The organism is Rhodococcus sp. T9N (assembly GCF_024436645.1).
GTDB lineage: Bacteria > Actinomycetota > Actinomycetes > Mycobacteriales > Mycobacteriaceae > Rhodococcus_F > Rhodococcus_F qingshengii.
This window is the reverse complement of the sequence record NZ_JAMSKS010000007.1, coordinates 200,837-225,248: the sequence shown is the minus strand read 5'-3', so window position 1 is coordinate 225,248 and position 24,412 is coordinate 200,837. Positions and strand designations below refer to the sequence as shown.

Here is a 24,412-nt window from a genome sequence, read left to right as displayed (position 1 = left end):
CACTCACTGGCACCAGGCGGGCTACCGTTGCGCCATGGGTGCACAGCGCGCGGGTAACAAGAGCGCCTCTTCGAACCAGTCGGAGGAGCTTGAAGGCTTCGGTGTCGCGGTGGTCCGTGAAGAGGGGCGTTGGACGGTCAAGGCACTGACGCCCGACGCGTTGACCTCGCTCTCGGCCGCCGAAACGCAGCTGCGTGAGCTGCGAAGTTCGGGTGCCGTCTTCGGTCTTCTCGACGTCGACGACGAGTTCTTCATCGTGTTGCGTCCGGCGCCGTCGGGCACGCAGTTGCTGATTTCCGACGCGACCGCCGCCATCGACTACGACATCGCGGCCGACGTCCTCGACGCCTTGCACATCGAGATCCCCGACATCGACCCGGACGACCTCGACGATGTCGAACCCTGGGAAGAGGGCGATCTGTCCGTGCTGGCCGATCTGGGCCTGCCGGAACCCGTGCTCGCCGTCATCGCGGCCGAGACCGATCTCTATCCGGACGAGCAGTTGGGGATGATCGCGCAGCGACTCGGGTTCGCATCCGAGTTCGGCGCAGCGCTCGACAAGCTCCCGCGCTAGATGACTCTTGCTGACGATCAGCGCATGATCCGTGCGGCCATCGTGGCCGCACGTTCCGCCTCCGACGCAGACGTCCCGGTCGGGGCAGTGGTGTTCGACGCAGACGGCGTCGAAGTTGCTCGGGCCTCCAATGCCAGGGAAGCGTCGTCCGATCCGACCGCGCACGCCGAAATCCTCGCGTTGCGTGCTGCCGCAAAAACCTACGGTGACGGCTGGCGCCTGGAAGGTGCGACGCTTGCCGTGACCCTCGAGCCATGCACGATGTGTGCGGGCGCTCTGGTCCTCGCCCGGGTTTCTCGGGTCGTTTTCGGGGCGTGGGAGCCGAAAACCGGAGCCGTCGGATCATTATGGGACGTAGTTCGAGATAAAAGATTGACCTATCGGCCGCAGGTGCGCGGCGGGGTCCTCGAGGACGAATGCGCTGGGCTTTTGGAAGATTTCTTCCGCGAGCAGCGGGCCTGAATTCGGTATTCCCCATCGAGAGTGATCGCACACTCGGGTAGCCGGATCCATCAATCGAGGGCATGGTGGAGGCAGATGCCGTCAGGGCATCGGCGGATCGTCGGAAGGCGATTCGTTCGCGTTCACAGAGGAGTACTCATGGGAATCGCAGACAAGGCTCAGAACAAGGCCGAAGACCTCGGGGGCAAGGCCAAGGAAGCTGCTGGCAGCGCTACCGGTGACCGGGACCTCGAAAACGAAGGCAAGGGCGACCAGGTGAAATCGGCCGTCAAGGATGCAGGCGAGAAGGTCAAGGACGCCGCTTCCAGCATCAAGGACAAGCTCACGTAATACCGCTCCACCTGGCGATTTCAGCCACGGGCACTCCATCCGGTAAAGTCACCAACGGTGGCGTGTCCGAGCGGCCTAAGGAGCACGCCTCGAAAGCGTGTGACGGGTAACCCCCGTCCGAGGGTTCAAATCCCTCCGCCACCGCCAAAGCTCCCCACCTGTTCACGCAGGTGGGGAGCTTTTTTGTGCTTGGTGGCGCCTATAGTCCCGTTGCTCGGACGACGTCGGGGAATCGGTAGGTTTCATCGAGGACTGATTTGTCGGGGACATAGCTGCGAATGATCAGTCGAAATTCGTCGTGCGGAGCGGGTAGCCAGTTGGCACGAGCATCCGGATCGGTCGGCTCGTCGTGAGACAGGTGCAAGGTGAGCTTCCCGTCACGAAAGACGAGATCGCCCGCGTCGAGATTGACGGTGCCGAGGTTGACGCGGTTACCCGGTGCGTCGGCGAGCATAAATGCGTCCTTGTCGTACATGGTCAGAGACCAGAAGCCGCCGCGACTGCGGTCGACGGGTGGGAGTGCGTCTTCTGTGAAGGTCATGGTGTGCCGCTCGCGGCCGTGGAGCAACGCTCCGTCGTGGTCGGTACCCCGGATGAGGTAGACAGCCTCGTGAAAGTCGTTGACGTAAATGTAGATGACGGCCGCGAGCGCCCGTCCGAACCAGTCGGTGCCCCACAGGCCACTGTTGCGTTGCCGTTGCCATCCGTTGCCTGCGTCGACCCCGGTTTGGACGTAGCTCGCCGATTGATGGAGGGCGACGTCGGCGCGGAGCGCGGCGCGGTCGAGCAGCGCTCGGTACGACTTGTCCGAACGATGCAGTGCGACAAGCGTCTTGGCTTGATCAGCCATCGGGGTGTCTGCTGCGCCCATGGTCGGGTTGAAATCGAGCATTGCTGCAAGATCGGTCCAGAAAGATTCCGGCTTCACCCATTGAGGTCGACTGGCGTCGGGATCGGCCGCCAACATTTCGGCGGTGACGCCCTGAGGGTAGATCGAGTTCGCGGCGTGGGCCTCGTAGCCGAAGGACCGCGGGCCGGGGCGATCCTCGCTGAACGGGTACATGCCGATCTGGTCGAGCACCGACCGCGCCTGCTGCTTGGACGCCTCGGAACGTGCTGCGAAACTGCGAGGGAAGACACCAGCCACGTTCGTCGGTGATCGAAGCACATCGAGGAAGTCTTCCGGCAACTCGCCATCCCAATCAGGTCCGACCAGAAGGAACTTTCCGCCGGGAGTGCCTGTCGCCGAACCAAGTTGGTGAGTCACATTGGTCAGCACGTCGACGATCTGGATAGTCCAGTAATGGCCGTCGGGTACCTCGGTCGGGGTCTGTATCACTGCGGTTTCGTCGGTGAGATCGGCGAATCCTGCGCCGTAGATCGTGTCGTTGTTGGGTGAGACGACCCACCGCTGCGCCGGGCTCATGTAGTCGGTGAGGGCACCTGTGTAATTCTTGGCGGCGCCTGGCAGAAGACCGAGTTGGAGTCCGGTCTTGCCATCCATGATCTCCCACATGTTTGTACGGCCGAAGGTGTCCACAGCTGGATAGCCCCAGTAATAGACGATCCGGGCGAGGGCTTCCACGTAACTCTCAGCGGCGAGCGTTGCTGGAACTCCGGCCGATCTCGCCAGTTGAGCGTGTGCCGGCGTGAAACCTTGTGCGATTGAGTCGGTCGGGGAGTCCATGAAGTCATGGTGCCGGTGACCGTCCGCTGCATCATCACCCTTGCGGGGTGAACCGGTGAGGAAATCGAAAACCGGTTCTGTGTGCGCAATTCGAACGTTCAGTAGCGGCGGGCGATCCACTCTGCAGCGGCGGCATCGATGTCCTGCTTCAGCTTCTCGAAGAACGAAGGTGGCGGGGTGGGGATCAAATCTGCTGCGGTAGTGAGGGATCGACTGAGGGCGATCCGACGCTCGCGTAACTCGTCGTCGGTCAGGAGCGTCAGGTCCGCCATCGCGAGCTCCCTCGATCGGTGTGATTCGTGTTTCGGGCAGACCGTGCGCATCGGGATCGATGCATGATTCGATGCGCACGGCCCAGGCATTCCAGGCTGGGGGCCGGAATGCACAGTCGACTTTACCAAATGATTACTAATGGCTGTAGACGCGGCTCACCCTTCGATGTTCGTGGAGCACTTTCACAGGGTTCTCCCAGGTCGTAAGTCCTGACAACTGTTGAAGCTGCAACTATCGTCGAGCCCATGAAAAAGATCTGGTGGATCGGCGGAGCAGTAGTTGTGGTCGTACTCGCCCTGCTCGTGGGGCCGTGGGCGTACGGGAAGTTCATCGCTGAAGACGATGCACCGGCGGCCGTGGTGTCCACTGAGGGCGCGGAGGCGGCGTCCGGATCGATCGACGGGCAATGGACCGTCGTCGCCGGGCAGGGGGACAACCAGACGGCAGCTGGGTACACCGTGCACGAGATTCTCAACGGATCGAGTGTGACCGTCGTCGGAACCACTGGCGAGGTGAGCGGAAACGCGGTTGTCGAGGGTGAAAAGCTCACTTCCGGCGAAGTAACGGTGCAGGTGGCAAGCATCAAGACCGACTCGGATCGGCGCGACGGCCAGTTCACAGGCAATGTGATGGATACCAGCACGTATCCGACGGCGACGTTCACGATCGACTCGCCGGTGGACTTGTCTGCTGTACCGACGGACGGAACAACGGCGACGGTCACGGTGTCAGGAACGCTGACGCTCAAGGGTCAGTCCAAGCCGGTGTCGGTCGACATGACCGTGCTGCATTCGGGTGATTCGCTGATCGCATCGGGCTCGATTCCGGTCACCTGGACCGATTTCGGAGTCGAGCCTCCGTCCCTCGGTTTCGTCACCGTCGACGGCAGCGGCTCGGTGGACTTCCTGGTCTCACTCGCCGCGAGCTGAATTACGTCCACCCGATTCGCACTGCTTCGGGGCGGGCAGGGAAGATTAAGGACATGACCTTCCTTTCTTCTTGTCCGTTCCGAAGGCAGTGTGCGATCTCTGCCCGGACGGAATGAACAGGTGATGCCCCGGTGGAGACCGTTCCGAACGGGCGAAGACCCCGATCCACGGTTCACGCTCGCCAATGAGCGGACATATCTGGCTTGGATCCGCACTGCAACGGCCTTCGTCGCGTCGGGCGTCGGACTCGAAGCGTTCGGCGGCGACATTCTCGACCCGACGGTTCGTTCCGGCTTGGCCGCGTTGTTGCTCGTCGGCGGTGCTCTGATCGCCATCACTTCCTTTGTCCACTGGATCAGCGCCGAGCGTGCACTGCGAACTGAGCGCTCGTTGCCGGTGCCGCTCATGGCGCCGGTCGTCGGCATCGTGCTGGTGATCTGCGCGACCGTCCTGGTGGTCGAGGTCGTGAACTGATTGACCGCGCTGGAACCGTCGGAAGGTGTCAAGCCTCCGGACAAGGGCTTGCAGTCCGAGCGCACATCGCTCTCGTTCGTGCGTACGAGTCTGTCGATCCTCGGCTTGTCTGCCGCCTGTCTGAGATGGTTGCCGCAGTTCGGGTCGGTGGCCCTGATCGGCCCGTCCGTCGCTGCCGTGCTCGTCGTCGCGGTGACGGTCTACGAACGTCGGTCGCGGCCCAGGCGGTTGGCCCAGTTTTCGGCCGAAAAGGCAACGCCCGCTTTGGGTATGGGAGCAACTCTCGCGGTCGCTCTGCTCCTGCTCAGTGCGACGGGGCTGTGGATTCTGCTGAAGTGACCTCGGCTTTCGGCGCCCAGCCGGGCGGGCCGAACACGTAGCCGGCTCGCTGCCGCCACGATGTCGACGCCTTCCAATCGCGAGCAATGGCAGCATATTCGCGCGTTTGGAGCTTCCAGATGTTGTACGTTCCGACCGGCGTCGTGAGTCCGTAGGTGGGGCGGTGGGTTTCGGCTGCGAAGGTTCCGAACATCCGGTCCCAGATGATGAGGATTCCGGCGTAGTTGCGGTCGAGGTACTCGGCGTCGGAGCCGTGGTGGACGCGATGGTGTGACGGCGTGTTGAAGATGAATTCGATGGGCCGCCAGAGTTTTCCGACACGTTCGGTGTGGACGAAGAACTGGTAGACGAGGCTGACGGAGAAGCCGACGAACACCATCCACGGCGGGATCCCGAGGAACGGCAACGGCAACCACATGATGATCTCACCGCTGTTGTTCCACTTCTGCCGCAGTGCGGTGCTGAAATTGAAGTACTCGCTCGAATGGTGAGCCTGGTGTGTGGCCCAGATGACTCGAACTCGGTGTGCGATGCGGTGATACGCGTAATAGAGGACGTCGATTCCGAGCAGCAGGATCACCCAGGTGTACCAGGCAGTCGGCGAGAGGTGCCACGGAGCGAGATACACCCAGATTGCGGAATAGCCGATCAGCGCCAGCACTTTCCAGAAGGTGCTCGTTGCGATCGACACGAGTCCGAGTAGAACGCTGGTTCTGGCGTCGGCGCTTCGGTAGCCACCCTGTGCCGGCCGTGCGCGTCCGTCGGCGTCGTCGGGATGATCTTCGAGCGCACGGGCCGCGAACCATTCGATTGCGAGGAAGATGACAAACGCGGGGATTGCGAGCGTAACGGGATCATGGAGCGGTTCGAGCAGTGACTTCCATGATTCGAGAAGGGTTTCCCACACGCGATTTGTCCTGTCCTCTAGCTCTGATCGTTACATCATGCATCAAAATGTAACGTCAGGGAACCCTTTGCGGCGAAGAACTCGCAGGTTTGTTGCGACTATTCATAGAACGATGGTAGGAATTGCCGGTGCATATCACCGCGAAGGTGGACTACGCCGTGCGGACTCTGGTCGAGCTCGCGGCAGTTGGTCCTGACCCGGCCAAGGCCGAGTTTCTCGCCAAATCCCAGGTAATACCCCACAAGTTCCTGGAAGCGGTGCTCTCGGACCTGCGGCGCGGCGGCTTGGTCAACAGCCGTCGAGGCCCGGACGGGGGATACTGGCTCGCTCGGTCCGCGGACGAGATCACGATTGCCGACGTCATACGAGCTGTCGAGGGACCGCTGGCTTCGATTCGGGGTCAGCGACCGGAAGACGTCGACTACGGGGGACCGGCAACGCCCCTCAAGGAGGTGTGGATTGCAGTGCGAGTCAACCTCCGTGCTGTGCTCGAAAATGTCACACTCACCGATGTTGCAGGTGGAGAGTTGCCCGAGTTCATTCACGAACTGACGGCAGATCCCGAGGCGTGGAATCGGCGCTGATACAGCCCGGTTTCAGTGTGCCCGTCGACGCGGAACTGCCATAGGAGCAGTGTTCGCGGTGTTGCCTCCCGCGGATTTTGCGTCGTACATCAGATGATCGGCCGCAACGATTGCTCGGGAGAACTCGTTGTAGTCGAACTCTTCCTGATGTGGGATGAAAGGTAGCGTCGCTGCGCCGACGCTGACCGTGGCCAGGGGGTCGTCGGAGGCGTTCACCACGGCTTTGGGGAGCGTCGCGATTCGTTTGCGAAGTCCGTACGGAGTACCGATCATCACAACGGTGAACTCCTCGCCGCCGGTGCGCGCGGCGTAACCGAAACCGTTCACATGCGCCTGCAGGCGCGTTCCGGTCCGGATGATGACGGCGTCACCGACTTCGTGGCCGAACGTGTCGTTCACCGCCTTGAACTTGTCGATGTCGACGACGGCAACAGCAATGTCGGCACGATTTGCCGACGCGACCGACCAGATGCGCTCCGACATGTCCCACAGTCCTCGTCGGTTCAACAGGCCGGTAAGCGCATCCACTTTGGATCCCGTTGCGCGCGCGAGTAATTGCCGCCAAGTGAACTGAATCGTGGCCGGAATGAAGATCACGGCACACAGGACGACGTCCGTGCGTGCGATCACGCTGGTTGTCGAGTAGTCGCCGTTCGTCAGGCCGAGCACCGTCAGGGCGATGACAAATGTCGTGGCAAAGGCGAGATGGAAGGCCAACCAGCGGTAATCGAGAAAATAGGTGAAGTAGGCGCCGGTGGCGACAAAGAGTGCCGCGCCGAAGAGGGCGGCGTTATGGCTGGTGAAGGTGATGAGAACCGAGGCAGTTCCGAGATCCGCCCACAGTCCGTAGAGCTTGAGCATGCGTGAACCTCTGATTCGGCCGACAAACCAGAGAATCGTAGGGATCAGGTTGACGGCCGCAATGCCGACGAGCCAACTGCGCGCAAACGGTCCGTCCGGGCCCTCTCCGCTGAGGAGAAACAGGAACGCCACGATCGAGAAATTGAGTGAGCAGAACCCGATGGTGAGACGGACGAGACGTAGTACGGAGCCTCGTCCGGACTTCGATCCCCACAGCATCACCGTGGACGAAACCGGCCAGGTGTGCAGGAGCGGGTCCATCAGATTCCTTCGCCGAGCAAATTACGGTTAATTCACCGCAAAGTATGTCAGGCCATGTTGATTCACGCGTCAACTTGGCAGGGGGCGTCAGGCGGTGGAGTTGCTCGCAACTCTCTCTGTCGCGCTGTTCAGGCATTTGCCGTGCGTGAGTGTGAGGTACGCCTCGAGTTTCCGTGCCGTGTGTTCGATCGCACAATATTGCAGACCTCTGCAAAGTTGCAGAGCTCTGCAAGTTCGGTACCGTGTTGGGGTGATCATCGAACAAGGCCTTCGTGACCGCAAGAAGGCAGCAACCCGTGCCGCACTCAGCGGCGCGGCAGCACGGCTCGCTCGTGCGCTGGGGATCGAATGCGTCACCGCTGACGCAATCGCCTCCGAGGCCGGAGTGTCGACGAGGACGTTCCACAACTACTTCTCCAGCAAGGAGGAGGCAGTGCTCGCCAGTTTCGAGGAATCGGTGACTTTGTGGATCGAGGCGCTTGCGTCACGGCCCGCGGACGAACCAATTCTCGACGTCCTCGAAGAACTTGTGGTCGAAATCGTGAACGACTCAGGTCCGAGTGGGAGTGAGAAGGCAAGTATCTGGCTGCTGTCGGATTCGAGTCCCGCGCTCTACCGGGATGCCGCAGACATGCATCAGCGGATCAACCGTGCAGTAGTTCAGGCATTGGCGGAACGCACCGGTACCGACGCCGAGAAGGACCTGTACCCGACGCTCCTCCTGGGAGCGGTGGGCGGAGCCGCTAAATCGGTGATCGACGTCTGGACTGGCGGAAAGTCGGAGGCTTCCAGTCCGGAAGAGTTGGTTCACGACGCTTTTCGGCAGATTCGTGCCGGGTTGCCCGCGCCGCCGCCTGTCCCTGAGATGTCGCGTCCCTGAGATGCCTCGTCTCTGAGCCCCACACGTAATACCTGTCCACGTACACGCACCGAAACAGCAAGGAGCCCGTCGTGGCCACCTATCTTTATCGGATCGGCAAGTTCGCCTACCGGCGAAAAGGCGCGGTCCTCAGCGTTTGGCTGATAATCCTGGTCCTGATGGGCGTCGGGGCAGCGACTCTGTCCGGCCCCACCAAGGATTCGTTCTCCATTCCGGGAACCCCGGCGCAGCAGGCGCAAGACCTGATGGCGGAGCGTTTTCCCGACGCGCCCAATCCTATGGATTCGCTGAGCGCGCGATACGTAGTGCAAGCTCCGGCAGGCACGACGCTGGCCGATCCGGCGAACGTCAAGGCCATGGACGACATGCTCGCGAGTATTCGTGGCATCGACAAGGTCGCCGACTCTGCCAAGGTGGACCCGGCGACTGCCACTTCGGAACAGGCCGCGAAGGCGTTGGTCAATCCGGTTACCGGCAACGACTCCATGGTTGCGATGTTCAAGGAAAAGGCTGCTGCGGCTGGAACTTCCGAGACACAGGCCGTGGACGACGCGCGTGCGTTGTCGCCGCTCAGTGCCGACGGCACAGTCGGGTACGTCGAGGTTCCGTTCAGCGGCGACTTCGCCGATCTCGATCAGGCATTGCGTGATTCGATCAACTCCGCAGCCGATGTCGGTCGGGCCGAGGGACTCAACGTCCAGGTCAGTGGTTCTGCTGCTCAGGAAGCGGAGATGCCCGGTGGTGTCACCGAGCTGATCGGTATCGCCGTTGCCGCTGTCGTTCTGGCCATCACGTTCGGTTCGCTTGTGGCCGCGGGGCTTCCGCTCCTCACCGCGATCATCGGTATCGCTATCGGCAGCCTCGGAATCACGGTTGCCACCGGATTCATGGATCTCAGTTCGATGACTCCGACGTTGGCGATCATGATCGGTCTGGCCGTGGCGATCGACTACTCGCTGTTCATCATGTCCAGGTTCAGGCATGAGCTCACCCTTACCGACAACCGTGCCGAAGCAGCAGGTCGCGCCGTCGGAACCGCCGGTTCCGCAGTGGTATTCGCTGGTTTGACGGTCATCATCGCGCTGGTTGCATTGCGCGTCGTCGGCATCCCGTTCCTCTCCGATATGGGTGCGGCAGCGGCCTTTACCGTGCTGATCGCGGTTCTGATCGCCTTGACCTTGCTGCCTGCGATCCTGGGTATGTTCGGACGCAAGGCTTTTGCCGGCAAGATTCCCTTCCTCAGCAAGCGCGCTGAGGAGTCCGAAGACGAAGATTCGGGCAAGCCGAAGTTGGCTCTGCGCTTCATCAGTGCCGTCGTCCGTCGTCCGCTCGTGCCGCTGATCGGTGGAGTAGTGCTTCTGGGCGCATTGGCTCTGCCCGCAACGGGATTGAGCCTGGCACTGCCGTCGGAGGCCACCGGTGACCCGGCGACCAGTGCGCGTCAGGCATACGACCTGATCGACGAGGGCTTCGGTGACGGTCGCAACGGACCGCTTATCGCCGTTGTCGACGCGAAGGGGGCCAGCGTTCCCGCCGGGGAGGCCTTTGCGGAGGTCGTCTCGACCATCTCGGGCTTCGATGACGTCCAGAACGCACAGGTCGTCGGGGTCAACGAGGCCGGCGACACCGCGCAGGTACTGATCACTCCGAAGAGTGGTCCGACCGACCCCGCCACGATGGATCTGGTGTCCAGCCTTCGTGGAGCCGAAGGCGGACTCAACGATTCGATCGGCGTCAGCTACGGCATCACCGGTCAGACCGCACTCGAAGGCGACGTCTCGGACACGCTGAAGGATGCATTGGTGCCCTACCTGGCCGTCGTCGTCGGCCTTGCATTCATCTTGTTGCTCTTGGTGTTCCGTTCGATCCTGGTTCCGCTGACGGCGACGCTCGGCTTCCTGCTCAGCGTGCTCGCGACATTCGGTGCGACGGTGGCGATCTTCCAGCACGGTTGGTTGGGCATCATCTCGAACCCGCAACCACTCGTGAGTTTCATGCCGATCTTCCTGATCGGTGTGGTGTTCGGACTCGCGATGGACTACCAGGTGTTCCTCGTGACGCGTATGCGTGAGGAGTACGTCCACGGCGCGAGCGCGAAGGAGGCCGTGACCATCGGCTTCAACCATGGCGCCCGGGTCGTCAGTGCGGCCGCGGTCATCATGATCTCCGTGTTCGGTGCCTTCATCGCGGAACCGAACTCGTTCATCAAGTCGATCGGCTTCGCGCTTGCCGCGGCGGTGTTCTTCGACGCCTTCATCGTGCGCATGGTGATCATCCCGTCCGTCATGGCACTGCTCGGCGACAAGGCGTGGTGGCTGCCGAAGTGGCTGGACAAGATTCTGCCGAACGTCGACATCGAGGGTGAGAAGCTCAGCAAGGCCCTCCGTGAAGAAAAGGAAGCGGAGCTTCAGTCCGCATCTGCTTGATCTCTGCTGTGCGCCTTTATTAACCCCCCGCGGTTAATAAAGGCGCACAGCAGTTTTTGTGTATCGAAATATCCAGCGGCACATGTCGGCCAGGATTGGTAACCTTCGCTCACTATGCTGATCAGGCTGCTGCGCACTTATCTGATGCCGTACCGGGGTGAACTCACGGGCGTTGTCGTCCTGCAGTTTATTTCGACTATGGCGGCCCTTTACCTTCCGAGTCTCAACGCCGACATCATCGACAACGGCGTGACGAAAGGCGACACCGGCTACATCCTCTCCACCGGCGGGATGATGCTGATGGTCACGCTCACGCAGATCCTGTGCTCGGTGGGGGCCGTCTTCTTCGGTGCGCGAGTTGCCATGGGCGTCGGACGCGATCTCCGGGCTTCGGTGCTGCATCAGGTCGGGACGTTTTCGGCCCGAGAGGTCGGGCACTTCGGTGCGCCTTCGCTGATCACCCGCAACACCAACGACGTCCAGCAAGTGCAGATGATGGTCGTGATGAGTTGCACCATCCTCGTCATGGCGCCGATCATGTGCGTCGGCGGCATCATCATGGCTCTGCGCCAGGACCTGAATCTGTCCTGGATCCTGGGGATCAGCGTCCCGCTTCTCGTAGTCTCGATGGGTTTCCTGATTGCCCGGATGGTCCCCGGATTCAGGGTCATGCAGGGCCGCCTCGACGCCGTCAACCGTGTTCTTCGCGAACAGATCACGGGCATCCGTGTCGTCCGAGCGTTTGTACGGGAACCGTACGAGGTAGAGCGTTTCGGCGATGCCAACCGTGAGCTGACGGAGACTGCACTCGGCGTCGGCCGCCTCATGGCACTGATGTTCCCGCTCGTGATGCTGATCAGCAATGTCACCAGCGTCGCGGTCATCTGGTTCGGTGGCCATCAGATCAACGAGGGCTCGATGCAGATCGGCTCGCTCACCGCGATGCTCAGCTACATCATGCAGATCCTGATGGCCGTCATGATGGCCACTTTCATGGCGGTGATGCTGCCGCGTGCGTCGGTGTGCGCCGAACGTATCTCCGAGGTGCTCGACACGGATTCGTCGGTGATTCCGCCCGAGAATCCGGTCCGAGAACTGAAGGACCCGGGAGTCGTCGAACTTCGTGGCGCTCAGTTCCAGTTCCCCGGAGCCGAGGAACCTGTATTGCGCGACATCACGTTCCGTGCCGAACCCGGCAAGACGACGGCGATCATCGGCGGCACCGGATCGGGAAAGACCACTCTGCTTAACCTGATTCCACGATTGATCGACTCCACCTCCGGATCGGTATCGGTGGGAGGAGTCGACGTCCGCGACATCGACACGGAACTGCTCTGCTCGGTGATCGGTCTGGTTCCGCAGAAGCCGTATCTGTTCTCGGGCACTGTCGCCACCAATCTCCGCTACGGAAACCCCGAAGCTACCGACGAATGGCTGTGGGAGTGCCTCGAGATCGCCCAAGCCGCCGACTTCGTCCGCGCCATGCCCGAAGGCCTGGACACACCGGTGGCACAAGGCGGTACGACGGTATCGGGTGGCCAGCGTCAGAGACTCGCCATCGCGAGAGCGTTGGTGCGTAAGCCACAGATCTATCTGTTCGACGATTCCTTCTCGGCACTCGACCTCACTACTGATGCGAGGCTGCGTGCGGCGCTCCGGCCGGTCACGCAAGACGCCTGCATCGTCGTTGTCGCGCAGCGCATTTCCACCATCGTGGAAGCCGATCAGATCATCGTGCTCGACGACGGCGCCATCGTGGGGATCGGCACGCACGACGAACTCGTGGTCAGTTGTCCCACCTACGGCGAAATCGTCGCCTCTCAGCTAGCCGTACAGGACGCATCATGAGCAATCGACCGACTTCCTCGCCTCCCATCGGCCCGCCCGGCGGCGGCGATCCCACAAAGAAGGCCATGAACTTCGGCCCTTCGCTCAAACGTCTCCTCGGTCGCTTGAGCCCCGACAAGCCGATCGTCGTCCTGATCTTCGCTTTGGTGACCGCAAGCGTCGTACTCTCCTCGATCGCTCCGAAGATCCTGGGAAACGCCACCAACCTGATCTTCGACGGAATCGTCAGCAAGCAACTCCAGCCGGGGACGACAAAGGAACAGGCTGTTGAAGGATTGCGCGCTTCGGGGCAGGGTCAGCTCGCCGACATGGTGTCCGGCATGGCAGTTGTGCCTGGAACCGGAATCGATTTCGACGCAGTCGGCAAGGTCTTGATGATCGTGCTGCTGCTGTTCGTCTGCGCGTCGCTGTTCAGTTGGCTGCAGGCGTATCTGCTCAACATCGTGGTCCAGCGAACCGTTCGTCGTCTGCGTGAGGACGTCGAGCAGAAGATTCACCGACTTCCCTTGCGGTACTTCGATACCCATGCCCGCGGTGATGTTCTCTCACGCGTGACCAATGACATCGACAACGTCGCGCAGAGCTTGCAGCAGACGCTCAGCCAGTTGGTCATGTCGGTGATGACCGTCCTGGGCATTCTGGTGATGATGCTGTGGATCTCACCGCTGCTCGCCTTGATCGCGGTGGCAACTGTTCCGCTGTCGATCATGGTGACGGCGTTTATCGCGAAGCGTTCACAGAAGCACTTCGTGGCGCAGTGGAAGAGCACCGGCGGAATCAACGCGCAGGTCGAGGAAGCATTCAGCGGCCACGAGTTGGTCAAGGTGTTCGGTCGCCAGCAGGAGGTCGAGGAGCGCTTCCGCAAGCAGAACGAGGATCTGTACGAGTCCAGCTTCAAGGCGCAGTTCATTTCCGGTCTGGTCATGCCGGCCGTGATGTTCCTGGGCAACCTCAACTACGTCGCCATCGCAGTGGTGGGTGGCATGCGCGTCGCATCCGGAACGATGACGCTCGGCGATGTGCAAGCGTTCATCCAGTACTCGCGGCAGTTCACCCAGCCGCTCACGCAGATAGCGTCGATGACCAATCTGCTGCAGTCCGGCGTCGCTTCGGCCGAGCGGGTCTTCGCGCTGCTCGACCAAGACGAGCAGTCGGAGGACCCGAAGAGCGCGAAGTCGCCCACGGTCGACAAGGGTCGCGTCAAGTTCGAGAACGTCACCTTCAGTTACAAGCCGGAACAGCCGCTGATCGAGGACCTGTCCCTGACTGCCGAGCCGGGCCAGATGGTTGCGATCGTCGGACCCACCGGCGCAGGCAAGACCACCCTCGTCAACCTCATCCTGCGGTTCTACGAACTCAATTCGGGCCGAATCACTTTGGACGGCATCGACATCGCCGACATGACGCGAGACGATCTGCGCTCACGGATCGGCATGGTTCTGCAGGACGCATGGCTGTTCGGTGGAACCATCCGCGAGAACATCGCCTACGGCAAGCCTGGTGCCACCGACGAGGAGATTCGTCGTGCGGCCGAGATGAGCTACGTCGACAAGTTCGTGCACTCTCTGCCTGAGGGTTACGACACGGTCATCGACGAGGAAGGCAGCAACGTCAGTGCGGGCGAGAAGCAGCTCATCACTATCGCCCGCGCCTTCATCTCGCAGCCGTCCATCCTGATCCTCGACGAGGCGACCAGTTCGGTGGACACGCGCACCGAACTGCTGGTCCAGAGCGCCACCGCGGTTCTGCGCAACGACCGAACCAGCTTTGTCATCGCGCACCGTCTTTCGACAATTCGTGATGCGAACCTGATCGTGGTGATGGATGAAGGCCGGATCGTGGAGCAGGGGAGCCATGAGGCTCTGCTCGAATCCCGCGGCGCGTACTTCCGTCTGTACAACAGCCAATTCGTGGGCGCGGAGATCTGATGCCTCAGTAGACTGGAGCAGACTTGGTCCGCTGGGTGGACCACATTCTGTGTACTGGAGGCGCTCGGCGATGCATTCGTTGCTGGGGAAAGCGCGCCTGATACTCGATTCCTTCGATGCGGATTCGGGTGCGCTGTCGCTGACCGAACTTGCGAATCGGAGTGGTGTTGCGAAGGCGACGGTGCATCGAATAGCCGGTGAACTGGTGTCTCTTGGTCTACTGGAACGGGTCGGAACCAAGTACAGGTTGGGGTTACGGCTCTTCGAACTGGGGCAGTTGGTTCCTCGTCAACGTATTCTGCGCGAGGTGTCCTTGACGTATGTGCAGGATCTTCACGCGGCGACCCGGGAGACGGTTCACCTCGCGATTCGCGACGGCCTCGATGTTCTGTACATCGACAAGATCTCCGGTCATCACGGGGTGGACCTGCCGTCGCGGGTGGCTGGCCGGCTGCCGATGTATGCCACGGCAACCGGCAAAGCGATACTCGCGTACTCACCGGATTCCGTTTTTCGAGCGGTAACAGGCAACGGATTTGTCGAGTTCACCGATCGGACGGTGAACTCGGAAGACGGGTTACGTAGGCAACTCGACGCTGTTCGTTCGCAGCAGTTGGCGGTCGAGACCGAGGAGGTTCGCCTGGGAACATCGAGTATCGCTGCCCCGATCTTCGGTGGACTTGGTGAAGCAGTTGCCGCGATCGGTGTGTCGAGTCCGCGGTATCGAATGGACACCGAGCGTTTTGCCGAACCGTTGCGCGCGGCGGCCGAAGGGATCAGCCGGAAGGTATCGGTTCTCGAACGCTCGGCATAACCGTTTTATCGACGCACGCAGAGCAGCGCGATCACGCCGAGAACCGAAGCCCCGGTCATGGAGATGGCCACGGCAAGACTGGTGTTGCCGAGAAGGCCGACGATGGGCGCAACCACAGCGGCAGCGCCGAACTGCGCAAATCCGATCAGCGCGGCTGCTGAGCCTGCGGCTTCTCCGTGACGGGACAGTGCAACCGCCGGTGCGTTGGGCATGACAAAACCCGTTGCGCAGAGCATCAGCAGGATGGGGACGGCAAACCCGACGAATCCCCACGAGTTGGTGGCGGCAACAACAACAAATGCAGCGCCGACGGCACTACTGCCCCACATTGCCCAGATCGTGATGGAATTCGGCGACCACCGGCCGAGAAGCACGACGTTGAGCTGGGACGAACCGATCAGAACGACGGCGCCGCCGGCAAAGGCAAATCCGTATGCGGTGGGGCTCAGTCCGAACTGTTCCTGCATCACGTAGGACGACGCGGCGATGTACGACCACAAAACGCCGCGGCCGAGACCGCACACGAGCACCAACACCATGAAGTGGGCATCCTTGCCGAGCGCAATGTAGTTTCGCGCGATGGCGCCGATGCCCTTGCCCGACCGATTCTCGGGTGGAAGTGTTTCCGGCAGCGATACTGCCGCGAGTGCGATCATCGCGATGCCCAGGATGAAGAGAGCGAGAAAGACTCCGCGCCACTGTGTTACGGACATCAGTGCCCCGCCGATGGAGGGGGCCAGGATGGGCGCTACGCCCATGACCAACATCAGCCGCGAAAGTACAACTGCCGCATCGTGTCCGGTGAATAGATCACGAACGATTGCCATCGCGATCACGCCTGTCGCGGCGGCGCCGAAACCTTGAAGGGTTCGCAGCGCAGTGAGGACTTCGATGGACGGAGCAAAGAAGCAGGCCAACGACGCGCCGACGTGAATTACTGTGCCCACGAGCAGGGGACGTCGACGTCCGTAGATGTCGGACAGTGGGCCGATGAGCAACTGGCCGAAAGCCAGACCCAGCAGTGTGCCCGTCAGGGTCAGCTGAACCATCGTGTCCGACGTGCCGAATTCCTGCGTGATCTGTGGCAGCGCAGGAAGATACATGTCGACGGTGAACGGCCCGAGGGCGGTGAGAATTCCGAGAAGCAGTACCAATCGGATCCGTGCACCGCCCGTCGGGGTGATCACCGTTCGTTCAGTTGTGCTGTTGGTCAAGGAAACCCGAAACTACACTGTAGTAGTCGTATGGTCGTTCTTCCTGAAGATGATGCGACGCCTTGTCCATGATGTAGAGATGGCCATGGGGAATCATCCGCGCAAGCATGAGCGGGTAGTCCGGGGTGAGGAATGCGTCGTGCATGCCCCAGGCGAAGAGCGTCGGCGCCTGGATCTGGCCGAGTTCAGCTGTGAGATCCTGCCAATCGCCACGAGGTGAGTCCGCCGAGGCAGCCAGGGCCATTTCTTCGGGGTCGAGACTTTGCTCGTATCGCATCTGGAGGGTTTCGGCGGGCAACTTCGATCCGTCGAACCATTCGAGACTGGTGATCAAGGTGCGGAGTTTTTCGAGGGTGGGGCCGGTGCCGCCGTAGTAGACGTCGCGGGCGTTGCGGCCACGACGGCCATCCTCGGGGAGCGGCGCGAGTGGACCGTAGAAGACGGGCATGCTGCCCGTGATCACCAGGGAGCGAACGCGTTCCGGGTACTTTGCCGCAAGATTGAGCGCTATGGTGCCGCCCCACGAGTTGCAGACGAAGTCTGCGCGTTCGATTCCGAGTTCGTCGAGCAGGGCAACCACCTTGGCGGCGTGGAAGTCCCACATTGGGCCGGCGATGGTGCACTTGTCGGACCGACCGTATTGCAGCAGATCAACGAGAATTGCTCGTCGATCCGAGGCGAAGAGCGGTGCCACTGGCCCGAAGTCGGACCACGCAGTGCAGCCGGGGCCGCCTCCGTGCAGGAAAATCGTGGGGTCGCCCTCGCCGAGGTCGTAGTAATGGAATGTGACGCCATCTGCTTTGGCGTACAAGCTCTTCGGTTGATCAGCCATGGCTATACCTGACCTTGAGGTGAGCGGTATGGGAAGTATCGCGGTCCGGCAGGCGAACCCGGTTCGTGGCTGTGAGACTTCCGAATGCCTAGCGTGCTGGCATGAGAACAGAACTCGAGCACGCGCGTGATCGCGCGGAGGCGATGATCGGTACGCGGGAAACGCGAGAGTTGGGAACGGTGCGTCCGGCGGAGTCGGTTGCGTTTGCGGTTGCCACCGCCGAGACGGACCCCCGGTTTCTCGACCCGGAGCACCCGGCATTTGCCGTCCATCCGATGTATCTGCCTTCGCTTTTGCGAGGACCGCAAGGTGGCTCCGATCGAGAGTATCGAGCAGACGGCATGTTCCGTGACGAAGTGCCGGGCACAGACGGTATCGACGTGCGCTTGATGGCCGGCGGGCAGAGTGTGACTTTCTTGCGACCGGCCCCGCTGGGTGAGGCTGTCGTCGTAGGGCGAGTACTCGATACCGTGACGACCAAGGGCCGGGCTCCGGACGAGTTTCTGCTGCTCTCGGTCACCAAGACCTACCGGGGTGCGCAGTCCGGCGCATTCGCCGAGGTCGTCGAGAAGTTCATCGTCCGATGACCGAAACAGTAGTCGTGGGCACGCCGATCGAATCGGTGACCTTGGTCTGCGATCCGGTTCGGATCCTTCGATTCGGGGCGTCGACGCACAATTCGCACCGTATTCACTACGACGCCTCATATGCGCAGACGGAGGGGTTGTCCGCACCGGTGGTCATGGCCCAGTTGCAGGGCACGCTGTTCTTTCGTGCCGCGTCACACTTTGCCGGTGGATACGAAGGAGTTGTGTCCGTCTCCTGGCAGAATCGTGCGCCCGCGCCCGTCGGAACCACACTCGAGGTGTCGGGTGAAGTGTCCCAAATCGACAGTGACCAACTAACTTTGGCATTGCGGGAGCATTCGGACAATGGCGTGCTGTGTGCCGTCGGAACCGCTGTGGTGGTCCGGGTCTGCTGAGCGAACCGAATCCATTGGCGTAGACCGCAATCTCACCCAAGATCTGTTTCATTCAAACGTTCAGTGTCGAGAGGACTTCACATGACTGGTGTCGAGGCGTCGGAAGCCACGTTCGCGCTGCCCGAGCGGCCACGAGCGGCCGGTCGGCAGGATTGGACGGCATGGCCGGGTTACAACGCAGCCGGCAGCGGATACCGCGGTTACTGGTACCCGGTCACGTGGTCGAACCACATCACCAAAGACCCCAAGAGCTTCACCATCTGTGGTGAAAAGCTGGCGATCATCCGCGACGCAGGCAAGGCATATGCCCTGCACGATCGGTGCCCGCACCGCGGCGTTCCGTTGTCCGAGGGCGATCAGCAGTTCCCGGGAACTGTCAGCTGCCCGTACCACGGCTGGACGTACCGGCTCACTGACGGCAAGCTGGCCGCGGTCATCACCGACGGTCCGGATTCCAAGATCTGCGGCAAGCTGAACGTCCAGACCTATGCGATCGAGGAGCGACTCGGTCTGGTGTGGGTGTACATCCCGATCGCCAACGAGCCGGCGCCGTCCATCGACGACCAGTTGCCGCGTGAGCTGGTGGAGAACAAGGGTATCGTCGGTGGTCGGATTCAGCCCCGAGAAGGCAACTGGCGCTTCGCATGTGAGAACGGTTTCGACGAGGGACATGCGAAGTACCTGCACCGCACCGCATTGTGGCGTCTGTTCAAGCCGATGCCGACGTGGAACATCACGAGCATCGTTCCGGAGGGACGCTGGATCTACCGCGTGCAGGAAGAGGTGTACTGGGAGGCGGAATTCCCGGGCGTGGGAACCTGGACGAACAAGCGGTGGTGGAAGAAGAAGCCGGACGAGACCCAGATTTCGCAGATCGGAAACGTCGGCGCCGGTCTGGACGTCAATCCTGTGATCGCAGCTCAGAACTTCCCCGGTTTTGCTTCACTGTCCATGCCGGGTGTCCTGCGCATCGCGTACCCCAAGTTCATTCACTACGAGTTCTACGTCCCGGTGGACGAAGACAACCACAAGTACGTCGGCCTCATGGTCAACTTCGTCTCCGGCGCAGCAAAATTGGGCTTCTACGCCAAGTACCTCGGCGCGATCCGCTGGCTGTTCCACGGTCAGTTCTCGGGTCAGGATGCGTGGATGGTCGAGGTCACCGACGCACCGCCGGAGAAGCTGTACCGACCGGACGTGTCGCTGACGACGTGGCGAAATCTGGCAGAGGAAGAGTACGCCGAGAAGATCGCCGACGCGGCCAAGCACACCCCCAAGGCGCCGGTCAGGCCCACCCGAGAGCGCCGGACGCCAACGCCCCGCTCGGCCCCTGTCGCCGACGCTCAGATTCCCACCGGCACCAGCGAATAGGAGAGATACATGTTCAAGATTCTGACGGCTGTCGCTATCGGTGCCGCTGTTGCAGTGGCAGTTCCCAAGCTGTGGCAGCTGGCCGGCGAGCGCAGCAATACTCAGGTACATCAGGTCAATCCATGACCACTGCGAGGGCCGATGCTCTCGCAGGCCTAGGCGACGAGCGCCGGGAATGGGTCGAGCGAGCCTACGCCCATGTCGATCGTGCGCGATTGCGGGATCTCGCCACTTCGGTGGTCAACATTCCCAGTCCGACGGGTGACGAAGCACCGCTGGCCCGCCACATCACGGCGGTCCTGGCAGCGTCGGGCATCGAGGCCCACACAATGGATCTCGATGATCGGCAAGCGAACTCGTGGGGAAGGCTCCGCGGTGACGGGTCCGGACCGGACCTGTTGCTGTATGCGCCGATCGACACCGTCACGACCGGCGATCCGGCGGAAGACCTGCCGTGGGTGGGAAATGAGCTGCGAGCGGATCTGACGCCGCACGCCCAGTTCGACGAGAACTACGTGATCGGATTGGGTGCGTCGAACCCCAAAGGCCACGCCGTCTGCATTGTCGCGGCGGCCGAAGCAATTGCCGCAGCCGGTATTCCGCTCCGCGGTGACCTGGTGCTCGGATTCGGCGCCGGTGGTATGCCGACCAATGCCCGCCCCGGTGTCGGAAACCCCCGACGCAACACCGGCCAGGGCGTCGGCTGCTCGTTCCTCCTGGAACAGGGAGTGTGGGCGGACTGCGCGTTGATCGCCAAGCCCGGCTGGACGGTCTCCTGGGAAGAAGTGGGACTGGCCTGGTTCGAGATCACGGTGCACGGTCTGCACACCTACGTCGGCTCGCGCCACCGGTTGCCGTACCGCAACGCGATTACCGCAGCCGGCGAGGTGGTCGCCAAGTTGGAGGAATGGTTCCCGAAGTACTCGGCGGCGCATCAGGACGGTTTGGTTGCGCCTCAGGGGATCGTTGCCAACATCCGCGGCGGGTGGGAGCGAACAGCGTCGTTCACCCCCGAGCAGGTGCGCCTTACCGTTGATCTACGGCTCAGCCCGCGGACGACGCCCACCGCGGCCAAGCGCGAACTCAAAGCCGTCGTTGCGGAGATCGCACAATCGCTGGATCTGCAGATCGACGTCGAACAGGTTCTTGCCATCCCCGGTGAGGGTTCCGACCCTCGAATGTGGTTGCGCCGCGCCGCAGTCCACGCGTGGGAAGCTGCCGAAGGAGAGCCGCATCAGGACTTCTTCGACGCGAGTGGAGCCACCGACGCAAACATCCTGCGCAGCCGCGGCATCCCGACGATTCGGGTGGGTATGCCCAAGGTGGTCGACGCACCGTTCGAGGTGGACTTCGCGATGGGGATGAACACTGTGGACCTGGCTGCGGCGGAGAGATTTACGAAGTATCTGATCCGAGTGGCCCTCGACACCGTCACCCGCTCGCTCGAGGAAGTAGGAATCGACTGATGGCGAAGATAGTTCTGGGTATCGGTGCCTCCCACAGCACCTTGATGAACACCCATTGGGAAGAGACGACGCACAAGGCGGAGGCCGAACGCTTCCGGGACGCGCTGTATCTGAGCCGGGAGAAGATCGCGGCGTCGAAACCCGATGTTGTCTTGATTTTCGGCTCCAACCACTTTCGCGGTTTCTGGCTGGATCTGATTCCGGCGTTCACTCTCGGCGTCGGAGAGTGCATTTCCAGTGGCGAGTCAGGAACACCCAAGGGGCCGCAACGGGTCGACGTGGAGTTCGCCAGGCACCTTGCAAACGAGCTGATCGAAGGTGGCCGGTTCGATCTTGCCTACTCGGCGCGATTGCAGATCGATCATGGTCAGTCTCACGCGATTCAGTACCTTCTCGACGGAATCGATGTTCCGATAGTTCCGTTGGTGGTCAACGTATTCGCGCCGCCCCTCCCGACGTTCAAGCGATGTGAGGAAGTGGCGAAGGCCCTGCGGGATGCCGTTGCGTCGTATCCGGCGGATACCCGGGTCGTGGTGATCGCGTCCGGTGGATTGTCTCATCGTCTGCCCTGGCCGGACTGGCGGGATCCGCACGGTGAGGACGAGGATTTCATGGTTCAAGCCTGGCTGGACGGCCGGGAGAACTGGTCCGACTACGACGTCCGGCGACGCCAGATCATCCGCGCAGCCGATGCCGCGATCACTCCGGAGTTCGATGACCGAATTCTTGATCTGTTTGCCAGCGGCAAGGCAAGTGAGCTTGCCGAGTTCACGACGCAGCAGATCGAAGACGAGGCGGGCAACGGTGCGCAGGAGTTGCGGACCTGGCTCATGATGGCCGCGATGCTCGACTACGTTCCGGGTGAACGCCTTGCCTACGAAGCGATTCCCGAGTGGCTCACCGGTATGGGTGTCACGATTCTCGATCCAGCTGGAACAGACAGCGCAACAACATAATCTGCACCTTCAGTAAAGGAAGTTTCTCTGATGACAATCTGGAACGAACTTGCCGGGCTCGATTTCGAGTTGACGACCGTCGACGCCGGCGGTGTGCCCACGCGCTCTCTGCAGGCAGGATCCGGTGACGAGGCCGTGATCTTCCTGCACGGCACCAGCGGACACCTCGAGGCATTTGCACGCAATATTGCACCGCACGCCGAGTCTTACCGGGTTCACGCGATCGACATGCTCGGCCATGGTTACACCGGCAAGCCTGACTACCCGTACGAGATTCCGCGCTACGTCGAGCATTTGGTGAACTACCTCGACGCGGTCGGACTGGACCGTGTGCACTTGGTGGGTGAAAGCCTCGGTGGTTGGGTCGCTGCCTACCTGGCCAGCGAGCAGCCCGAACGTGTTCTGTCGCTGCAGTTGCTGGCAGCAGGCGGAACAGTCGCGAACCCGGTAGTCATGGAGCGCATCAAGACGTCGACCGCGAAGGCCGTCCAGAGTGACGACATCGAATTGACCCGCGCACGTATGCAGTTGCTCATGCATGATCCCGCCGATGCAACCGAGGAATTGGTTCAGGCTCGTCACCGGATCTACCATCAGCCTGACTTTGTCGCCAACATCCACAACCTCCTTTCCCTGCAGGAGATGGAGGTTCGCCAGCGGAACCTGCTGCGCCCGGATCGAATGGCACTCATCAAGGCGCCGACTCTTGTGGTCTGGGGTCAGGAAAATCCGTTCGGTGATGTTCCGGAAGCGAAGAAGATGGCCGAGGATATTCCGGGCGCTCAGCTCGAACTCTACTCGGAGTGCGGTCACTGGCCGCAGCACGAGCAGGCAGCGAAGTACAACCCGCTGAGCCTCGAGTTCTTGGCAAAGGCATCAGCCAGCGCGAAGGCAGCTATCTGAGAAGTTCCTGCCAAATATGCTGCTGCGTAATGGAGCCGGTCTCTCGATTGGGAGGCCGGCTTCCGCGTTTTCGAAGGTACAGTCATCGTCTTACAGCGAAGGAGTTCTCGTGAAGAAAGTACTTCTGCTGACGGCCGACGCCGACAACGGACTCGGTACCGCAATCCGTGACGCCGTCAGGGGTGAGGCGGAGGTAGTTCGATTACCTGAGCGCACCACGGGGGCGCTCCGTGCGGAGTTGCCGACATGCGACGTCGTGGTGGGGGACTGGAGTGGTGATCTGCCACTGGGCAAGGAGGAAGCAGAGCTCGGCCGGAATGTGCTCCTCGTCCAACAGCCTGGTGCCGGAACCAATTTCATCGATGCCGAAGCCTGGCGCGCCGCCGGAGTTCCGGTGGCGAATACTCCCGGTGCAAACGCGAACTCGGTTGCGGAGTGGGCAGTGCTCGCGGCAGGTGTGTTGTGCCGCTCCATGTTCTGGGCGCACAACGAGGTTACCGATGGTCGATGGCCACAGGAATCCATCCTGACGCGCGATTGCCGCGATCTGGCGCAGCGCCGGGTCGGCGTCGTAGGTGTTGGTTCGATCGGCCGCCGGTGTGCAGAATTGTTTGCCGCCTTCGGTTGCGACGTCTATGTCACCGCGCGTTCGAGACCGCGTGACACTGTGGCTGCGACGTTTGTGTCACTCGACGAGTTACTGCCTCTCGCGGATGTCCTGGTGCTGGCCGTCCCGCTTACGGAATCAACTCGGGGACTGATCAATTCCCATCGAGTTGCGCAGTTGCCCACCGGAGCGATCGTGGTCAATGTGGCGCGCGGCGCTGTCGTCGACGACGCGGCATTGGCGCGTGCCTTGCGTTCCAGGCATGTCGGCGGCGCTGCCCTCGATGTGTTCGACGTTGAACCACTACCGATTTCGAGCCCGCTCCGTGGATTCGATTCGACCCTCCTGAGCCCGCACGTCGCCGGCGGCAGCGCCGGAGCGCGTGCGTCGATCTATTCGATGACGGCGCAGAATGTCGCCAGTGCGCTGCGCTCGCAGACAATTCGGTGGACATTGTGATTCGGTGGACATTGTGATCGAGGGCCGTGTTACCGAAGTATTTCG

General features: G+C 61.7%; 25 protein-coding genes and 1 tRNA gene. 20 read left to right on the top strand and 6 right to left on the bottom strand.

The window, feature by feature from the left end:
* Positions 1 to 34 precede the first annotated feature (34 nt).
* From M1L53_RS14730 to M1L53_RS14715, 4 genes are all read left to right on the top strand, one after another.
* Complete coding sequence (locus tag M1L53_RS14730) at positions 35 to 574, top strand: tRNA adenosine deaminase-associated protein (protein WP_003943823.1); 540 nt, start codon at positions 35 to 37, stop codon at positions 572 to 574.
* Positions 575 to 1,036 carry a nucleoside deaminase gene (locus tag M1L53_RS14725; protein WP_003943976.1) on the top strand — a complete coding sequence of 154 codons (462 nt, stop codon included), beginning with the start codon at positions 575 to 577 and terminating at the stop codon, positions 1,034 to 1,036.
* 138 nt (positions 1,037 to 1,174) lie between these two features.
* Entirely contained in the window at positions 1,175 to 1,366 is a 192-nt protein-coding gene (locus M1L53_RS14720; protein WP_003943869.1) for a CsbD family protein, read from the top strand.
* Between the two features lie 56 nt (positions 1,367 to 1,422).
* Positions 1,423 to 1,513: transfer RNA gene (locus M1L53_RS14715), tRNA-Ser, on the top strand.
* A 52-nt stretch (positions 1,514 to 1,565) separates the two neighbouring features.
* On the opposite strand, the gene M1L53_RS14710 is transcribed toward M1L53_RS14715, so the two are convergent.
* Complete coding sequence (locus M1L53_RS14710) at positions 1,566 to 3,053, bottom strand: DUF1254 domain-containing protein (RefSeq protein ID WP_232319100.1); 1,488 nt, start codon at positions 3,051 to 3,053, stop codon at positions 1,566 to 1,568.
* A gap of 98 nt (positions 3,054 to 3,151) precedes the next feature.
* Positions 3,152 to 3,325, bottom strand: a complete 174-nt coding sequence (locus M1L53_RS14705) for a hypothetical protein (protein WP_167398190.1) — start codon at positions 3,323 to 3,325, stop codon at positions 3,152 to 3,154.
* 246 nt (positions 3,326 to 3,571) lie between these two features.
* Between M1L53_RS14705 and M1L53_RS14700 the strand changes: the two genes are divergently transcribed.
* The 3 genes from M1L53_RS14700 to M1L53_RS14690 all read left to right on the top strand — a co-directional run bounded on the left by M1L53_RS14700 (position 3,572) and on the right by M1L53_RS14690 (position 5,068).
* A complete protein-coding gene (locus tag M1L53_RS14700; protein WP_003943876.1) occupies positions 3,572 to 4,255 on the top strand; it encodes a YceI family protein in 684 nt (227 codons plus the stop codon).
* Positions 4,256 to 4,378: 123 nt separating this feature from the next.
* The gene (locus M1L53_RS14695; protein ID WP_050655626.1) at positions 4,379 to 4,729 is read left to right on the top strand and encodes a YidH family protein; all 351 of its coding nucleotides are present in this window, start codon (positions 4,379 to 4,381) and stop codon (positions 4,727 to 4,729) included.
* Complete coding sequence (locus tag M1L53_RS14690; RefSeq protein WP_050655588.1) at positions 4,730 to 5,068, top strand: DUF202 domain-containing protein; 339 nt, start codon at positions 4,730 to 4,732, stop codon at positions 5,066 to 5,068. It begins immediately after the preceding gene.
* On the opposite strand, the gene M1L53_RS14685 is transcribed toward M1L53_RS14690, so the two are convergent.
* Entirely contained in the window at positions 5,034 to 5,975 is a 942-nt protein-coding gene (locus M1L53_RS14685; RefSeq protein ID WP_047271543.1) for a sterol desaturase family protein, read from the bottom strand. The genes M1L53_RS14690 and M1L53_RS14685 overlap by 35 nt on opposite strands.
* 128 nt (positions 5,976 to 6,103) lie before the next feature.
* On the opposite strand from M1L53_RS14685, the gene M1L53_RS14680 reads away from it, so the two are divergent.
* Positions 6,104 to 6,559 (top strand): Rrf2 family transcriptional regulator, encoded by a 456-nt coding sequence (locus M1L53_RS14680; protein WP_003943908.1) that lies wholly within the window; start codon positions 6,104 to 6,106, stop codon positions 6,557 to 6,559.
* A gap of 12 nt (positions 6,560 to 6,571) precedes the next feature.
* On the opposite strand, the gene M1L53_RS14675 is transcribed toward M1L53_RS14680, so the two are convergent.
* Positions 6,572 to 7,681, bottom strand: a complete 1,110-nt coding sequence (locus M1L53_RS14675; RefSeq protein WP_020968182.1) for a GGDEF domain-containing protein — start codon at positions 7,679 to 7,681, stop codon at positions 6,572 to 6,574.
* 250 nt (positions 7,682 to 7,931) lie between these two features.
* On the opposite strand from M1L53_RS14675, the gene M1L53_RS14670 reads away from it, so the two are divergent.
* The 5 genes from M1L53_RS14670 (at position 7,932) to M1L53_RS14650 (ending at position 15,577) form a co-directional block, all read left to right on the top strand.
* Complete coding sequence (locus tag M1L53_RS14670) at positions 7,932 to 8,561, top strand: TetR/AcrR family transcriptional regulator (RefSeq protein ID WP_050655587.1); 630 nt, start codon at positions 7,932 to 7,934, stop codon at positions 8,559 to 8,561.
* Positions 8,562 to 8,632: 71 nt separating this feature from the next.
* A complete protein-coding gene (locus M1L53_RS14665; RefSeq protein ID WP_050655586.1) occupies positions 8,633 to 10,987 on the top strand; it encodes an MMPL family transporter in 2,355 nt (784 codons plus the stop codon).
* 114 nt (positions 10,988 to 11,101) lie between these two features.
* Positions 11,102 to 12,835 (top strand): ABC transporter ATP-binding protein, encoded by a 1,734-nt coding sequence (locus M1L53_RS14660; RefSeq protein WP_054188631.1) that lies wholly within the window; start codon positions 11,102 to 11,104, stop codon positions 12,833 to 12,835.
* Positions 12,832 to 14,763, top strand: a complete 1,932-nt coding sequence (locus M1L53_RS14655; RefSeq protein ID WP_083471246.1) for an ABC transporter ATP-binding protein — start codon at positions 12,832 to 12,834, stop codon at positions 14,761 to 14,763. Before M1L53_RS14660 ends, M1L53_RS14655 begins: the two co-directional genes overlap by 4 nt.
* Before the next feature lie 70 nt (positions 14,764 to 14,833).
* A complete protein-coding gene (locus M1L53_RS14650) occupies positions 14,834 to 15,577 on the top strand; it encodes an IclR family transcriptional regulator (protein WP_007731643.1) in 744 nt (247 codons plus the stop codon).
* Positions 15,578 to 15,582: 5 nt separating this feature from the next.
* Here the strand turns inward: M1L53_RS14650 and M1L53_RS14645 are convergent, their stop codons facing one another.
* Positions 15,583 to 16,764 (bottom strand): multidrug effflux MFS transporter, encoded by a 1,182-nt coding sequence (locus tag M1L53_RS14645; RefSeq protein WP_054188630.1) that lies wholly within the window; start codon positions 16,762 to 16,764, stop codon positions 15,583 to 15,585.
* Between the two features lie 7 nt (positions 16,765 to 16,771).
* Entirely contained in the window at positions 16,772 to 17,623 is an 852-nt protein-coding gene (locus M1L53_RS14640) for an alpha/beta fold hydrolase (RefSeq protein WP_007731641.1), read from the bottom strand.
* Between the two features lie 101 nt (positions 17,624 to 17,724).
* Between M1L53_RS14640 and M1L53_RS14635 the strand changes: the two genes are divergently transcribed.
* From M1L53_RS14635 to M1L53_RS14605, 7 genes are all read left to right on the top strand, one after another.
* Positions 17,725 to 18,210, top strand: a complete 486-nt coding sequence (locus M1L53_RS14635; RefSeq protein WP_007731639.1) for a MaoC family dehydratase N-terminal domain-containing protein — start codon at positions 17,725 to 17,727, stop codon at positions 18,208 to 18,210.
* The gene (locus M1L53_RS14630; protein WP_021332874.1) at positions 18,207 to 18,605 is read left to right on the top strand and encodes a hypothetical protein; all 399 of its coding nucleotides are present in this window, start codon (positions 18,207 to 18,209) and stop codon (positions 18,603 to 18,605) included. The genes M1L53_RS14635 and M1L53_RS14630 overlap by 4 nt, the downstream gene beginning before the upstream one ends.
* Before the next feature lie 81 nt (positions 18,606 to 18,686).
* Positions 18,687 to 19,976, top strand: a complete 1,290-nt coding sequence (locus M1L53_RS14625) for a Rieske 2Fe-2S domain-containing protein (RefSeq protein ID WP_007731634.1) — start codon at positions 18,687 to 18,689, stop codon at positions 19,974 to 19,976.
* Positions 19,977 to 20,098: 122 nt separating this feature from the next.
* The gene (locus M1L53_RS14620; RefSeq protein ID WP_007731632.1) at positions 20,099 to 21,442 is read left to right on the top strand and encodes a M20 family metallopeptidase; all 1,344 of its coding nucleotides are present in this window, start codon (positions 20,099 to 20,101) and stop codon (positions 21,440 to 21,442) included.
* Positions 21,442 to 22,398, top strand: a complete 957-nt coding sequence (locus tag M1L53_RS14615; protein ID WP_054188629.1) for a catechol 1,2-dioxygenase — start codon at positions 21,442 to 21,444, stop codon at positions 22,396 to 22,398. The genes M1L53_RS14620 and M1L53_RS14615 overlap by 1 nt, the downstream gene beginning before the upstream one ends.
* Positions 22,399 to 22,428: 30 nt before the next feature.
* Positions 22,429 to 23,301 carry an alpha/beta fold hydrolase gene (locus M1L53_RS14610; protein WP_019746500.1) on the top strand — a complete coding sequence of 291 codons (873 nt, stop codon included), beginning with the start codon at positions 22,429 to 22,431 and terminating at the stop codon, positions 23,299 to 23,301.
* Positions 23,302 to 23,410: 109 nt separating this feature from the next.
* Complete coding sequence (locus M1L53_RS14605; RefSeq protein WP_019746501.1) at positions 23,411 to 24,367, top strand: NAD(P)-dependent oxidoreductase; 957 nt, start codon at positions 23,411 to 23,413, stop codon at positions 24,365 to 24,367.
* The last annotated feature ends 45 nt before the right edge of the window (positions 24,368 to 24,412 follow it).

Bases quoted from the DNA above. Each gene is read 5' to 3' on its own strand.
- M1L53_RS14730 (WP_003943823.1), top strand. From the start codon at position 35: ATGGGTGCACAGCGCGCGGGTAACAAGAGCGCCTCTTCGAACCAGTCG.
- M1L53_RS14725 (WP_003943976.1), top strand. From the start codon at position 575: ATGACTCTTGCTGACGATCAGCGCATGATCCGTGCGGCCATCGTGGCC.
- M1L53_RS14720 (WP_003943869.1), top strand. From the start codon at position 1,175: ATGGGAATCGCAGACAAGGCTCAGAACAAGGCCGAAGACCTCGGGGGC.
- M1L53_RS14710 (WP_232319100.1), bottom strand. From the start codon at position 3,053: ATGGACTCCCCGACCGACTCAATCGCACAAGGTTTCACGCCGGCACAC.
- M1L53_RS14705 (WP_167398190.1), bottom strand. From the start codon at position 3,325: ATGGCGGACCTGACGCTCCTGACCGACGACGAGTTACGCGAGCGTCGG.
- M1L53_RS14700 (WP_003943876.1), top strand. From the start codon at position 3,572: ATGAAAAAGATCTGGTGGATCGGCGGAGCAGTAGTTGTGGTCGTACTC.
- M1L53_RS14695 (WP_050655626.1), top strand. From the start codon at position 4,379: ATGCCCCGGTGGAGACCGTTCCGAACGGGCGAAGACCCCGATCCACGG.
- M1L53_RS14675 (WP_020968182.1), bottom strand. From the start codon at position 7,681: ATGGACCCGCTCCTGCACACCTGGCCGGTTTCGTCCACGGTGATGCTG.
- M1L53_RS14660 (WP_054188631.1), top strand. From the start codon at position 11,102: ATGCTGATCAGGCTGCTGCGCACTTATCTGATGCCGTACCGGGGTGAA.
- M1L53_RS14655 (WP_083471246.1), top strand. From the start codon at position 12,832: ATGAGCAATCGACCGACTTCCTCGCCTCCCATCGGCCCGCCCGGCGGC.
- M1L53_RS14650 (WP_007731643.1), top strand. From the start codon at position 14,834: ATGCATTCGTTGCTGGGGAAAGCGCGCCTGATACTCGATTCCTTCGAT.
- M1L53_RS14640 (WP_007731641.1), bottom strand. From the start codon at position 17,623: ATGGCTGATCAACCGAAGAGCTTGTACGCCAAAGCAGATGGCGTCACA.
- M1L53_RS14635 (WP_007731639.1), top strand. From the start codon at position 17,725: ATGAGAACAGAACTCGAGCACGCGCGTGATCGCGCGGAGGCGATGATC.
- M1L53_RS14630 (WP_021332874.1), top strand. From the start codon at position 18,207: ATGACCGAAACAGTAGTCGTGGGCACGCCGATCGAATCGGTGACCTTG.
- M1L53_RS14625 (WP_007731634.1), top strand. From the start codon at position 18,687: ATGACTGGTGTCGAGGCGTCGGAAGCCACGTTCGCGCTGCCCGAGCGG.
- M1L53_RS14620 (WP_007731632.1), top strand. From the start codon at position 20,099: ATGACCACTGCGAGGGCCGATGCTCTCGCAGGCCTAGGCGACGAGCGC.
- M1L53_RS14615 (WP_054188629.1), top strand. From the start codon at position 21,442: ATGGCGAAGATAGTTCTGGGTATCGGTGCCTCCCACAGCACCTTGATG.
- M1L53_RS14610 (WP_019746500.1), top strand. From the start codon at position 22,429: ATGACAATCTGGAACGAACTTGCCGGGCTCGATTTCGAGTTGACGACC.